Consider the following 12,971-nt stretch of genomic DNA (forward strand, 5'->3'; position numbering starts at 1 on the left):
TGTCCTGACTGGATGCTGATGTTCCCGTTGCCGCCGATAGCGCCGCCCACGCCGTTGTTGAGCAGGCCGGTCGTCGTGATGGAAACGCCGTCTGCGTTTAGCGACGCGGCGGTTCCGCCCGAATTATCGAGCGAACCACTCGACGAAGAAAGCGAGCCTGCGGCCTGCATCGTGCCGCCCTGGTTATTGATTGCGCCCGTAACGGCCCCGGTCAGCGTGCCACCCGAAACGATCTGGCCATTGTGGTTCGAGAGTGCGCCCGCAGTGATGGTTTGCGCATCACCCGACGACATTGCGCCGTTGTCGTTCGTGAGCGTACCGGCCGCACGCGCGTCAAGCGCTCCGCCCGCCGTCGCGGTTGCGCCCGACAGGTTCAGGTCACCGCTGTTCGCAGCGAGTGAAAGCGCGCCGTTCGCCGACGTGCGACTCCCAGCGAGATTGACGCCGCTGCCTGAGAGCGACGCACTACCACCTGCGACATTCTGGCCATTGGCGTTCAACTGGCCGGATGCCGTTACGGCCAGGTCACCGGTCTGCGCGAGCGAGCCGTCGCCGTTCACGCCCGCCGCGAGCGCGCCAGTCGAAGTCACCGAGCGAGCGCTCAGGGAAGTATTCTGCTGCGCGGCAACCATGCCGCTGTTCGTGACCGTACCGCTGGCCGAGAGCGTCGCGCTTTGCTGCGCGTATGTCGTGCCGCTGTTCTGGATATCGCCGCCGGTTGCGGCAAGGTTGCCGCTTGCGCTCGTCTTGCCGGTGAGGGCTAACAGACCGTTCGATTGCAGCGTCAGGTCGCCCGCCTGCGCGGCGATCACGCCCTGGTTCGAAACACCTACGCCATACTCGTTGCTCGCGAGAAAAATCCGCCCGCTGTACATCCCTCCCAGCTGGCTCACATCGATCGAGACGGCAGGTGCGGGTCCGTCGCCTGCGATCGGCGTGAACGCCAGTGAGTCGTGACCGATCTGGTTTGCGCCCGCGATGACATTCAGGTTCTTTCCGGCGTAAATCGCCGCATTGACCTGCACCGCGCGCGCGAGCAGGTCAACCTGGTCAACAGCCGAACCGTCGAGTCCCGCGCCTTGCACGGTGATGTTGCCGCTCCTTACACTAAAACCGGTGAGCGAACCATCGGGGGCGAAGTTCGGCGTACCGGTCGTCAAAATGGCGCGTGAGGTGTTCAGAAAGCCACCGCCATTGACCAAAATGCCCGAGCCGTTGGCAATCACAACCTCTGCGCGTTGCCCTGCAACTTCGAGATGGCCGTTGATCTGACTCGCCGCGTTGCTGTTGACCTGGTTCAGGATGATGCGCGCGGCCTGGTTCGCCCCGAAGTTCGGGTTGCCATTGATCTGCCCGGCCAGCTGCGTGCCGGTGATAACGGGCGAATTATTGAGAATTGCGCCGTTTTCTGCACATCGAACTGCGAATACGTATTCAGGGAAACGCCTGCACCCGAAGCCTTATTGATATTGACCTGTGGCAGGCCATTTGCCGTGCCGATGACGTTCGGCGCGTGCGCGCCCGAGGGCACGATCTGCGCATCCGCGAGTACAGGTGCGAGTCCGCACAGCACCAGTACGGCGAATGCTGCGTGACGCATCGCGAACAGTGTGATGGGCCGCAGTGTGGTTGGTAAACGGACTTCGCCCTGACTTGCGTTGCCGTGGGCAAGGGCGGTTTCCGCAACAGCGACGAGCATACTCCGGCACCGGCTGAAAACCAGCCTGAACATGTTCTTATTCATTCTGCGTAGCGTGATTTTTTAACTTGCCGAAAAATACCCCAACGCACCGTCCGGGCGAGTTAAAGATTGTCAACGCAGTGCGAAGCAACAACGGAAATTGAAAACTGGACGTGTCCGATAGACATGCAGCGTCAGCATATGCAGATGAAATATGCAAAACGAATAGGCATCTGCTTCTCGCCGTGCAATTGAAAAAGGCGGCATCAAGCCGCCTTCATGGATTGCTGACAGAGCCAGTTAGTGCTTTGCCGTGGCAGTGCCAGGAGTCGCAAGTCTGCCATTGTCTTGCCTTAATGACTGCGTCTGCAGTCGTAAGCCATATGCATCGGAAAGCTCCGTTGTGTTGAATGGCAACTGAGCCGCAGCTACCTTCCAGATCGAGCATGCATCATGCCGATCCATAAAAACACGCTGACATGGTAAGGGCCGCGGCCACAGCGCCGCGTCGTGCTTTCAGCTTGTTACTCATTTAAGCTCTGCCATGTCGAACGTTGCAAGGTCACGGGTTATGTTGTCTGCGTTACTGATCGCCTTGCCAGAATGATTCAATGAAAAGACTTACCTGCTCTCTGCGCCTATGACGTGGCACGTTCGACAGAAAGTAGCTTTGTCTCGCCAGTAGAAATGTGCTGCGGGCGCGCTTGAGAATCGGTTGCTCCTTTGGCGAGGACGCGCAAACCGGCGCACACCCGGTAACGCACTCCTGCCTTTCGGTTGCCGATGGTGCCTCTCAGCGAAAACTGTTCATCGAACCGATTAGAGGCGCGTCCGCGAGAATTGCATGCGCATGCGTAACGCAGCACATCGGCGATTTGGTGCCCGGTTGAATACGATAGAAGCACGATCGAACTCGTCCACGACCTCGCTGAGCGGTTGCTGACGGGTTCGCGCCAAAGCGATGAGCAGCCACGACCTGCTGCGCGGGCAAACGTCGCCGACGGATACTGGCCACGCCGATGGCTGCACCGCGTCCTCGGAACATGGGCTGAGCGCCACCTGTTGCGCTGGAAGTATCCCTTGGTGCTTTTGCACGCCGGGTTCATCCATGAGCTGGAGCTGCTGTGTGGTGATTTCACCACATGCGCAACACTTGACGAACTTGAAGGAATATACGGTTTCGATCTTGACTACATCACCGAGCGCTGGGAAAGACACAGAGATCAGCAGTCGGATATCAACAGTTCCCCTGAAATTGTACGAATGGCTCGACTGTTCAGGAAGCCGGACGAGCATGACGTCCGATCGCCAAAGGAAGCTCCGCAGCAGCAGCGCTGAATCTCACCACTTAGTCATGACGTGTATGCCTTTGAGAAACTCATTCTGAGCCTTTCGCGCATCGTAAACGCACTGCTCAAATAAGGCGGGATACATTGAACCATCATGTTCCGAGCTCCACTTATCACCCGAATCGCGTTGCAGCTCGCAATATCTAGCGACATTTTTTTGAGCTTCCATGTACTCATCAAGGATTTTTGCATGACCATTGTTAGCCGGGATGGTCATTCTGATGCTTTGATAGAGTCGGCCATTCGATGCAGCCATATCAGCACTCAGACCGTGGTAGCACTCTGCATCTCCATAGCCGCCACCAAGATGCTTCAGGCATTCAGGATCTGTTTCTGCGGCGACCACACTCGACCAGATGACAAGTGGCATCAAACAAGCAAGACATTGAGTGGCAAGCATCATAAATTCACGTTTTAAACAGGCGCCCCGCGTAAATACCGTTAGCAGCACCCAATTCCCGCACAGCAATAAATGACAAGCCGTCATTAGACACCAACGAGGCGTTGCCAGGTCGATCCGTCTGAACAACTACGTTGGAATTTGGATCAGTGCTTGCTACGCTGTTCCAGTGCATCAGGCATTACGCTACCCTCTGTCACCAGGATAAATACGAAAAGACCGAGTGCCTTTCGTCGGAGTACTGGAACGCGCAGACACGATCGATGTGAAAGTCGGCGGCGCGACCCACGGCATCAACGAGCTCACGGCGGCAGCTGGACGACTCACATTCAATGCGCGAGTTTCACTGCGCCGCGATTGCGGTTCAAAACCCGCGCCTGCAACACAATAACGAGCAGCAGGAACATGCCCCGAATCACCGACTGCCAGTAAGCGGACAGGCTGATATAGCCCAGCCCGTTCTCGAAGTTGAGCAGATTGAACACGAGCGCGAGCAGTGCGACGCCCGCGATCGTCATCGCAATCGAGCCTTCGCCGCCCGTCAGCCGTGTGCCGCCGAGCACGACCGCCGAGATGGCGAACAGCTCCCAGCCGACGCCCTCGTTAGGCTGTCCAGCACCGAATTGCGCGGCAAGAATGCTGCCGGCAACGCCGGCAAGCAGGCCGCTCACCGCATAAACGGCGATCAGCGTGCGATCCACGTTGAGCCCCATCAGCCGCGACGCTTCCTCGCTGCCGCCGATAGCGAGCGCATGTCGCCCGAAGCGCGACGAACGCAGCGCGATCCAGCCGAGAATCGCAGCGACTGCCGACACGATGCCCGGAATCGGCAAGCCGAACAGATCGCCTTGGCCGAAGCCGGCAAAGTTCGAGCCGGACGCGATGCCGACCGCGTCATTGTGACCGAGCAGCAGCGCGAGGCCATGCGCGCCGAGGCTCGTCGCCAGTGTGACGATGAACGGCAGAATACGCATACGCGTGACGACCAGCCCATTGAGCACGCCCACGGCAAGCCCCGCGAACGATCCCGCCAGCACCGCGGCCACGCCGCCATATGGACTCGCCAGCGCCGACACGACACTGGCGAGCGCCGCCACCGCGCCGACCGACAGGTCGATGCCGCCGGTGATGATGACGAACGCCATGCCGATCGAAATCAGCAGGAACATCGAGTTGTATCGCCAGAACGAAAGCACGTTGTACGCGTCGGCGAAGTGATCGTAGCGGGTCGCGCCTAGCACGAGTAGCGCAACGAGCGCAGTGATGATGGGCAGGTTCTTCTTCATGAACGTCAACCTCGCTTGCGTTGCACGTACACCGCGACGATGATGATTGCCGCCTTCAGCACCAGCGCCGCTGCATCCGGAATGCCGTGCGCGAGCAGCGTGTAACGCAGCAACTGGATGATGAGCGCGCCGATCAGCGTGCCGGTGATATACGCCTTGCCGCCCGTCAGCGCTGTGCCGCCGACGGCCACCGCCGCGATCGCATCGAGCTCGACGCCAAGGCCGATCACGTTTGCATCCGACGACGAATTGACCGAGATCGAAATCAGACCGGCGAGTCCGGCGAGCACGGCACAGACGGTGTAGGCGATCATCTTCACGCGCGCGGTCGGAATGCCCGACAGATACGCCGCGTCCTCGTTGCCGCCCGTCACCAGCAGGTACTTGCCGAACAGCGTTTTGCGCACGATCCACGTAAAAAGCGCGACGAGCGCGAGCATCAACAGGATCTGGAAAGGCACGCCGGCGACCTTGCCGAGCGCGATCCATTGAAACGCCGGATTGGTGAAGGCCTGCAGGCTGCCGTCGGTGACGACCTGGGCGATCCCGCGTCCCGCGATGAACAGCACCAGCGTCGCGACGATCGGCTGCACGCGAAGCCGCGTAACGAGCAGGCCGTTGAACACGCCGCATAGCGCAGCCGCGATGATCGGCAGCGTGAAGGCGAGCAGAATGCCAAGCGGCCCCGCGATGTTCATGAAGAGCATCGGCGCGAGCGCGCCGGCAATTGCCATCGACGCGCCCACGGACAGGTCGATGCCGCCCGTCGCCACCACCAGCGTCATGCCGATGCCGACGATCACGATCGTCACCACCTGCGTCAGATTCACGTTGAAGGTCTGCAGCGACACGAAATGCTGCGTGAAAAGCAGATTGAAAACGATCATCGCGACGAGCACGACGATCTCGCGCTGAATCGCGACGCCGCGTTTTTTCCTCGCAGGCGCTTGAACGAGCGGTGCGGCGCGGTGCGTGTCATCGATCATGTTTCGCTTCCTCCACCGCTTCAGCCAGCGTCGACTGCTCGCCCGTACCGTACGCGATCGCGTCCATGATCGACGCCTCGTTCATCTGCGCGCCGTCGAGCTGGGCGACAGTCTGGCCATCGCGAATGACGACCGCACGATCGGCCACCGCCGTCAGTTCTTCGAGTTCCGACGCCGACAGCAGCACCGCCAGGCCCGAATCGCGCAGTTCGCGCACGATCTTCGCGACATCCGCCTTTGCGCCGACATCGATGCCGCGCGTCGGTTCGTCGAGCAACAACAGACGCGGATGCGTGGCGAGCCACCGCGCCAGCAACACCTTTTGCTGATTGCCGCCCGACAGTTCGCGGATCGGCTGATCGGCCGAGCGTAGCTTGATGCCAAGCGACTCGATGAAGCCGTCGACGATTTCTTTCTGCCGGGCGACGTCCACGATGCCGCGTTGGGTGAGCGCGGGCAGACAGACGAGCGTGAGGTTGTCGCGTACGGACAGGTCCGGCACGATGCCTTCGGCCTTGCGGTCCTCCGTCAGATACGCGACGCCGCGCGCGATTGCGTCCTTCGGCGACTTCCATGCGACGGTCTCGCCATTCATCGAGAGGGAGCCTTTCGCCGGACGCTCGGCGCCGAACAACAGGCGCATGGTCTCCGTGCGGCCCGACCCGAGCAGCCCGGCAAGGCCGACTGCTTCGCCCGCGTGAACATCGAGCGAAACGTCCGCGACTTTCGCGCCTGCCGACAGTCCGCGCGCACTCAGCGTGAGGCCGCCGCGCTTCGCGAGATTCGCTTCCTTGACCGCGCTGTCTTCGTGGACGACGGCGGCGAGCGTGCGGCCGAGCATGGTCGTGACGAGTCGCAGTTTGTCCATCTCCTGCATTGCACTTTCGGCGACGGTTTGCCCGTCGCGCATCACGGTGACGCGATCGCACAGTGCATACAGTTCATCCAGCCGATGCGACACGAAGATCACCGCGCGGCCGCCGTCGCGCAGACGGCGCACGACGTTGAACAGCAGCTCGACTTCGCGCTCGTCGAGCGACGACGTCGATTCGTCCATGATGACCATCTTTGCATCCGACGACACCGCGCGCGCGAGCGCGACCATCTGCTGGATCGCGGTCGAATACTCGCGCACGGGCTTCTTTACGTCGATTTTCAGACCGAACGATTCGAGCAGTTCGTCCGCGCGACGCTGCACGGTTTTCCAGTCGATCAAGCCGAAACGGCGCGGCTCGCGTCCGAGAAAGATGTTCTCCGCGACCGACCGGAACGGCACCAGATTGATCTCCTGATAGATGGTGCTGATGCCCGCTTCGCGTGCTTCCTTTGGCGTGCGGAAATCGACTTCGCGTCCGTCGAAGCGAATCCTGCCCGCGCTTTTCCGGTACGCGCCGGTGAGAATCTTGATGAGCGTCGATTTGCCCGCGCCGTTCTGGCCGATCAGCGCATGCACTTCGCCCGCGCTCACGCTCAGCCGTGCGCGCTTTAACGCCGCGACACCGCCGAAAGCGATATCGATATCCTGCATGTCGAGCAACGGAGCCTGAGCCATCCTGCGTCATCCATTACCGAAAGAATCGAAACGACCGAGCGAGCGCTTCGCGAAAAGCGCCCGCCAGCGCGCACACTCTTCGCTCAATAGCCGTACTGCATGCTCGCGTCGACGTTGCTCTTGTCATAGAAGCGATCGGAGACCTTGACCCACGGCGGAATGGTTTCGCCCTTCGCGTACTTCTGCGCGACATCGCACGCGAGCGGGCCGAAGAACGGGCTCGATTGCACGCTCGCGCCGAGTTCGCCTGCCTTGATGGCTTCCAGTCCGCCCTTGGTGCCGTCGATCGTCACGATCTGGATGTCCTTGCCGGGCTGCTTGCCCGCCGCCTTGATCGCGGCGATCGCGCCGAGCGCCATCTCGTCGTTGTGCGCATAGACGGCGGTCACGTCCGGATGCGCCTGCAACAGCGTCTCCATCACCTGACGGCCCTTGTCGCGCGCGAAATCGCCGCTCTGCGACGCAACGATCTTCATGCCTGGGTTTTTGGCGATGACATCGTCAAAGCCCTTTTTGCGATCGTTGGCGGCGGACGCACCCGTCGAGCCTTCGAGTTCGATGATGGTGGCTTTGCCATTGGTCGCCTTCACGAGCCAGTTCGCCGCGCGCTGTCCCTGGTCGATGAAGTCCGAACCGATGAACGTGATGTAGTCGCGGCCGGCCTTGGCCATCGACTGATCGACGTTGCGGTCGACGAGAATCACCGGAATGCCCGCCTTCTTCGCCTGCATGATGACAGGGACGAGCGGCTTTTCTTCACGCGGTGGGAACACCAGCAGATCGACGTGTTGCGCGATCATGCTTTGAATGTCCGCGACCTGCTTGGCGGCGGAACTGTTGGCATCGGTCATGACCATCTGCCAGCCGCACTTCGACGCGATCTCCTTGAAGCTGCGCGTCTCCGCGAGCCGCCAGGGGTTGTTGCTTTCCGTCTGCGCGAAGCCGACCCGTAGCGGCTTCTTGTTCGGAATCTTCGGCAGCGCGTCGTCCGCGGCATGCGCGATGCCTAAGCCGGCCGATAGCGTGAACGCAGCGAGTGCGATAAACGATGCAGCGATCGGGCGCAGGCCCGTTTTCTTCGTGAGCGACAGCATGTCTTCCTCCGATAAGGATGGTTTACCTCTTTCTTGTCAATGCCGATGCTTGTGATGCCCGGTCTACTGCCTGTTGCGAGAGAGCCTGATCAGCGGCTAGTCGTTGATGTTGTTGATAGCGAGTTGCCTGGTTTCGGCGATGACCTTGACCGAGCCGCGCTCGATCAACGGTCCGTCGAGCTTGACCGTCCGACGCCGCACGGGGGCGCCGGCCGCGCGGTTGTGTTCTTCCTGCAGCAGCGTGTCGACAGCCCATTTCCCGAGTTCATAGTTCGGCAGCACCACGGTCGACAGCGGCGGGTGCGTGTGCCGCGCGATTTCCTGATCGTCGTAGCCCAGCACGGAAACATCGTCGGGAACGCGCAGGCCGAGCTGCTTGAGCGCTTCGATCGCGCCGAGCGCCATCAGGTCGTTGGCGCAGAAAATGGCGGTCGGCGGATTCGGCTCGCGCATCAGCGACAGCGTTTCTTCGAAGCCCGTCGCCGGTCCCCAGTCGCCTTCGCGAACGAGCTCGGGCGCGAACGGCAAATCTGCGGTCGCCAAGGCCGTGCGATAACCCTTCAGACGATCACGCGCCGCATCCTGCCACGGCTCGCCGTTGATATAGCCGATCCGCCGATGCCCCGCCGCCAGCAGATAGTCCGTCGCCGTATGGCCGCCCGCAACTTCGGCGGGCACCACCGACGACAGGTCGGCGTCGCTCGAATAGCAGTTCAGCAGCACGGTCGGCACGCGGGCGAGCGCCGCGGGCACGGTCACGCGGCGCGTGAACACGGTGGCGTAGATCACGCCGAGCACGTTCGTGTTGCCGAGCGTCGCTTCCAGCACGCGGGTTTCGATCTCCGCGTTGCCGTGCGTCGAATACACCGCGAGCATGCGGCCGTGGGCGAACGCGGCATCGCGCGCGCCGTCGATGCTCACCACGGGATGCGGGCTCGTGGAGATTTCGTCGGCCAGATAGACAATCACGTTACCTTCGCCCTGCGCCGCGTTGAACGATGGCAGCGCGCTCGGTTCGCGCTGCGTCATCCGGTAGCCGAGTTCCTGCGCCGCGCGCAGCACCTTGTCACGTGTGGCGTCGGAAAACTTCGCGCCGCTTGCGTTGTTGAGCACGAGCGAGACCGTCGATTGCGAGACGCCGGTGAGCTTCGCAATGTCGGTCATGGTAGGGCGGCGTTGGGTTGTCTTTTTCATGGTCTTGCCGGCGGGACTGCAGCAAACTTACCACTAATATTAGCGATGAACAACGCGCATCGACGCCCGGCGGATCGGGGTTTTCACCGACTATTACTAATAATATTGACGACTCGATTACGTGCGTGCGATTCTTTTTGCAAACCGACATGGAGGCTGCGCATGGGCCGTTACGACGAAAGCACCCGAGACGCACTCGCGGATGCGTTCAACCGCGACGGCTTCGTGCTGTTGCGTGACCACTTTCCGCGCGCGACGATCGAAGCGTGGCGCGACGCGTTCGTGCCTCTGCTCCAGCCTCATGTCGATTCCGACGCGAACGGCAATCGCGGCCCCGGCCGTTATTACGTGACGCTGCCGTTCGAAGGCGTTTTCGCCGACCCCGCCATCGTCTGCGACGACGACATCGTCGGCATCGTCGAGCGCGTGGCGGGCCGCGATCCGGTGATGTGCCAGCTCGCCACGGACACGCCCGTGCTCGGCTCGCAGTTCCAGGACTGGCACCGCGATACGCCGCCGCTTTTCGACGACGCCCCGGAAACGCCGTCCTTTCAGCTCGCGGTGAACTTTCCGCTGGTGGATGTCGACGATCGCAATGGTCCGCTCGAGACGACGCGCGGCACGCACCGGATTTCGCGAGAAGAAGCGCTCGAAGGGTTGGAGGCGGGGCGCTTGGAAGCCGAGCGCGTGCCGATGCAAGTGGGCGACGTGATGATCCGCGACGTGCGCGGGCTGCATCGCGGCACGCCGAACCTGACTGGCGATCCGCGGCCGATGGTTGTGGTCGGCTATAGCCGCGCGTGGTATTTCCGGCCGGAGGTGCATATCGACGTGCCGCGCAAGGTGCTCGCCGAACTTCCGCCCCGCGCGCGTCGTCTGTTGCGCTTCAACCCGGTCGTCGAAGAAACCGCGCGCACGTTCGATGAAAACTACCAGCGATTCGCGTATTGAGCGATGGGATGTCGCTGGGGCGACAGGCCTCTCCCGTCCGTCATGCCGCGTGATCTTGCCGGGCGGCACTCGCGCATCATCGCGGTATCGGCGCTCCTGGCGCGAGGAAACGATGCAAATCGGTCCAGGGCGCGCGCACTTCGCGAATGCCGGACGCCATTGCATCCGCGTCGCCGGGGTTGAATGAAATTAGAAGGCAAGCCCACTCGATCATTGCTGCACTGCACGGTAAGGGGCTGTGTTGTGCAGATGCCACGCGCGACATTTGCAGCAGATGGTCGGCCGTAGGTTGATAGGTGATGCGGCGGGCGGCAAAGCTGTAGCTCTCTCGGGTTATCGACACGCATCACGCATCGGCGATTTCCCCGCAGTAGGACTATTGGTCGTCGCTCAGACCAGCCGGAACGCCATAGCGCGAACCGTCATATTCCACTCTAAAGCTGGCCCGCCTGGCGGGCTTGTCCTTGCTTGCGCATTGGTCCCCGACCGCCGTCCTGGTCGTGTCGACCGTCTTTTCGCTGACAAGTAGCGTTGCATAACCGCCGCGGCCGGCTGGACCGACCGATATCGAGCGCGAAGTATCGGAGAACTCGCCGGCGCAGTTGCCGTCCCACTCTCCGTTGCTTTGTCGCGTCGTCAGGTTGCTGACAACACGTCGAAGCTTGCGCCCGTCGATCACATAAAGACTGAGCGTGGTATCCGCGGAGGGATTCACTCGCGACGAGTTTTGAAACGTCTTCGTTACGCCAAAGGCAAGTTGCTGCGGCGTAAGCCGCCAAGGCGCGGTATCGAGAGCCATGCCCTGCAGGCCCATTGCATCGGAGGTCATGGCGGACGGCTCAAAACTGTGAGCGATGACCGCCCCCGTCTTGCTGTCCGCCACGAGCACCTCGACGTCATAGACCGTCTCATCAGCTGTCCCGCCTTTCCTGGGCAACGGCAACACGGCAAGCGTTTGCGCCGGATTGGCTGGCCAAACCTTGCAGGCGGCGTTGTCGGCGTCGACAGCGCGGCCGGGTTGCAGCGCGCGGGCCCACTCAGTGAAGCGTTCCTTGCAGTCCGCGTGAGCGAGAAGGGGCAAGCATAAGAAAGCCGACGCAACGAGAGCACGCATGGATATGGGGTCGCAGGTTGTGGTGAACATGAGCGGTGTGCAGCGGCGGGAATTCTACAAGAGGATGCGAGCCACGTGCTCTATCAGCGCAAGATTCGGCGCGCGCGAAATCGTCCGACAGGCGATCAACGCCTTCAGCGGTTTGGCGCTGCGGCTTGGCGTCATTCCGGCTTCACCGCGACCACGTCGATTTCGACCAGCCATTCCGGGCGCGCTAGCGCCTGTACTACGATGCCAGTCGACACCGGGAACACACCTTTGAGCCAGCGGCCCATTACGTTGTAGACGGCCTCGCGATAACGCGGATCGATCAGGTACACCGTCACCTTGCAGATGTCTTCGAGCTTGCTGCCGCACTCGTCCAGCAGCATCTTGACGTTCGCCATTGCCTTCTCGGTTTGCGCGGCGACGTCGCCGATGCCGACCGACTCGCGCGTATCGAGATCCTGGCCGATCTGACCGCGCAGATAGACCGTGTTGCCGGCGATCACGGCCTGACACAGATCGTTGTCGAGCTTCTGTTCTGGATACGTTTCGCGTGTATTGAATTTGCGGATGCGGGTATGCGTGGTCATGTCGTTGTAAAAGTGCTGTCAGTGGTGAAGAATTTTTGAAAGGAAGCGCTTGGCGGCGGGGCTGGCGGCGTCCTGGAAGAACACGTCGGTTGGACTGTCTTCGATGATCGCGCCGTTTTCCATGAACACGACGCGATGCGCAACGCGGCGCGCGAAACCCATCTCATGCGTGACGACCATCATCGTCATGCCTTCGCGCGCGAGCTCGACCATCACGTCGAGCACTTCGTTGACCATCTCCGGATCGAGCGCCGACGTCGGCTCGTCGAACAGCATCGCCATCGGATCCATCGACAACGCGCGCGCGATGGCGACGCGCTGCTGCTGGCCGCCCGACAGTTGCCCCGGATACTTCCGCGCATGCGCCGACAAACCGACGCGATCGAGCAGCTCACGCGCTTTCGCGCGCGCCTTGTCTTCGCCGCGACCCAGCACGATGCGCTGGGCGAGCGTCAGGTTGCGCGTCAGATCGAGGTGAGGGAACAGCTCGAAATGCTGAAACACCATGCCGACGCGGCTGCGCAGCCTCGGCAGATCCGTCGACTTCGCGGCGAGCGACATGCCATCGACGAGGATGTCGCCTTCCTGAAACGGCTCCAACGCGTTGACCGTTTTAATCAGTGTTGATTTGCCCGAGCCCGACGGCCACGCACACCACGACGATCTCGCCTTTGTTCACGTGCGTCGAACATTGCTTGAGCACGTGGTGCGTGCCGTACCACTTGTCGATGCCGCGAATGTCGATGACCGGCGTCGTCATTTGTCGACTCATTTATCAAAATACCCCGC

General features: G+C 61.5%; 10 protein-coding genes and 2 pseudogenes. 2 read left to right on the forward strand and 10 right to left on the reverse strand.

Going from position 1 to position 12,971, the window contains the following annotated elements; translation table 11 throughout:
• A pseudogene (locus VGH68_RS01285) lies at window positions 1–1,744 on the reverse strand (filamentous hemagglutinin N-terminal domain-containing protein); the annotation flags it as partial.
• An 873-nt stretch (window positions 1,745–2,617) separates the two neighbouring features.
• On the opposite strand from VGH68_RS01285, the gene VGH68_RS01290 reads away from it, so the two are divergent.
• Window positions 2,618–3,019 carry a hypothetical protein gene (locus VGH68_RS01290; protein ID WP_331601695.1) on the forward strand — a complete coding sequence of 134 codons (402 nt, stop codon included), beginning with the start codon at window positions 2,618–2,620 and terminating at the stop codon, window positions 3,017–3,019.
• Window positions 3,020–3,022: 3 nt separating this feature from the next.
• Here the strand turns inward: VGH68_RS01290 and VGH68_RS01295 are convergent, their stop codons facing one another.
• From VGH68_RS01295 to VGH68_RS01320, 6 genes are all read right to left on the reverse strand, one after another.
• The gene (locus VGH68_RS01295; protein WP_331601696.1) at window positions 3,023–3,433 is read right to left on the reverse strand and encodes a hypothetical protein; all 411 of its coding nucleotides are present in this window, start codon (window positions 3,431–3,433) and stop codon (window positions 3,023–3,025) included.
• 326 nt (window positions 3,434–3,759) lie between these two features.
• Window positions 3,760–4,716, reverse strand: coding sequence for an ABC transporter permease (locus VGH68_RS01300; RefSeq protein ID WP_331601697.1), 957 nt, complete (start codon window positions 4,714–4,716; stop codon window positions 3,760–3,762).
• 5 nt (window positions 4,717–4,721) lie between these two features.
• A complete protein-coding gene (locus VGH68_RS01305; RefSeq protein WP_331601698.1) occupies window positions 4,722–5,702 on the reverse strand; it encodes an ABC transporter permease in 981 nt (326 codons plus the stop codon).
• The gene (locus tag VGH68_RS01310) at window positions 5,692–7,254 is read right to left on the reverse strand and encodes a sugar ABC transporter ATP-binding protein (RefSeq protein WP_331601699.1); all 1,563 of its coding nucleotides are present in this window, start codon (window positions 7,252–7,254) and stop codon (window positions 5,692–5,694) included. Before VGH68_RS01310 ends, VGH68_RS01305 begins: the two co-directional genes overlap by 11 nt.
• Window positions 7,255–7,337: 83 nt before the next feature.
• Window positions 7,338–8,348 (reverse strand): ABC transporter substrate-binding protein, encoded by a 1,011-nt coding sequence (locus VGH68_RS01315; protein WP_331601700.1) that lies wholly within the window; start codon window positions 8,346–8,348, stop codon window positions 7,338–7,340.
• A 96-nt stretch (window positions 8,349–8,444) separates the two neighbouring features.
• Window positions 8,445–9,512: a LacI family DNA-binding transcriptional regulator gene (locus tag VGH68_RS01320; protein ID WP_331601701.1), complete on the reverse strand. Its 1,068-nt coding sequence runs from the start codon at window positions 9,510–9,512 to the stop codon at window positions 8,445–8,447.
• A 192-nt stretch (window positions 9,513–9,704) separates the two neighbouring features.
• On the opposite strand from VGH68_RS01320, the gene VGH68_RS01325 reads away from it, so the two are divergent.
• Window positions 9,705–10,493: a phytanoyl-CoA dioxygenase family protein gene (locus VGH68_RS01325; protein WP_331601702.1), complete on the forward strand. Its 789-nt coding sequence runs from the start codon at window positions 9,705–9,707 to the stop codon at window positions 10,491–10,493.
• Window positions 10,494–10,869: 376 nt separating this feature from the next.
• Here the strand turns inward: VGH68_RS01325 and VGH68_RS01330 are convergent, their stop codons facing one another.
• The 3 genes and pseudogenes from VGH68_RS01330 to VGH68_RS01340 all read right to left on the reverse strand — a co-directional run bounded on the left by VGH68_RS01330 (window position 10,870) and on the right by VGH68_RS01340 (window position 12,942).
• Window positions 10,870–11,637: a hypothetical protein gene (locus VGH68_RS01330; RefSeq protein WP_331601703.1), complete on the reverse strand. Its 768-nt coding sequence runs from the start codon at window positions 11,635–11,637 to the stop codon at window positions 10,870–10,872.
• Between the two features lie 131 nt (window positions 11,638–11,768).
• Window positions 11,769–12,182, reverse strand: a complete 414-nt coding sequence (locus VGH68_RS01335) for a RidA family protein (protein WP_331601704.1) — start codon at window positions 12,180–12,182, stop codon at window positions 11,769–11,771.
• Between the two features lie 18 nt (window positions 12,183–12,200).
• A pseudogene (locus tag VGH68_RS01340) lies at window positions 12,201–12,942 on the reverse strand (amino acid ABC transporter ATP-binding protein).
• Window positions 12,943–12,971: the final 29 nt, after the last annotated feature.

The sequence above is a fragment of the Paraburkholderia sp. genome (assembly GCF_036488505.1).
Taxonomy (GTDB): Bacteria; Pseudomonadota; Gammaproteobacteria; order Burkholderiales; family Burkholderiaceae; genus Paraburkholderia.

What these genes read in the sequence shown, in the direction of transcription:
- VGH68_RS01295 (WP_331601696.1), bottom strand. Translation starts at nt 3,433, where the DNA reads ATGATGCTTGCCACTCAATGTCTTGCTTGTTTGATGCCACTTGTCATC.
- VGH68_RS01300 (WP_331601697.1), bottom strand. Translation starts at nt 4,716, where the DNA reads ATGAAGAAGAACCTGCCCATCATCACTGCGCTCGTTGCGCTACTCGTG.
- VGH68_RS01305 (WP_331601698.1), bottom strand. Translation starts at nt 5,702, where the DNA reads ATGATCGATGACACGCACCGCGCCGCACCGCTCGTTCAAGCGCCTGCG.
- VGH68_RS01310 (WP_331601699.1), bottom strand. Translation starts at nt 7,254, where the DNA reads ATGGCTCAGGCTCCGTTGCTCGACATGCAGGATATCGATATCGCTTTC.
- VGH68_RS01315 (WP_331601700.1), bottom strand. Translation starts at nt 8,348, where the DNA reads ATGCTGTCGCTCACGAAGAAAACGGGCCTGCGCCCGATCGCTGCATCG.
- VGH68_RS01320 (WP_331601701.1), bottom strand. Translation starts at nt 9,512, where the DNA reads ATGACCGACATTGCGAAGCTCACCGGCGTCTCGCAATCGACGGTCTCG.
- VGH68_RS01325 (WP_331601702.1), top strand. Translation starts at nt 9,705, where the DNA reads ATGGGCCGTTACGACGAAAGCACCCGAGACGCACTCGCGGATGCGTTC.
- VGH68_RS01330 (WP_331601703.1), bottom strand. Translation starts at nt 11,637, where the DNA reads ATGTTCACCACAACCTGCGACCCCATATCCATGCGTGCTCTCGTTGCG.
- VGH68_RS01335 (WP_331601704.1), bottom strand. Translation starts at nt 12,182, where the DNA reads ATGACCACGCATACCCGCATCCGCAAATTCAATACACGCGAAACGTAT.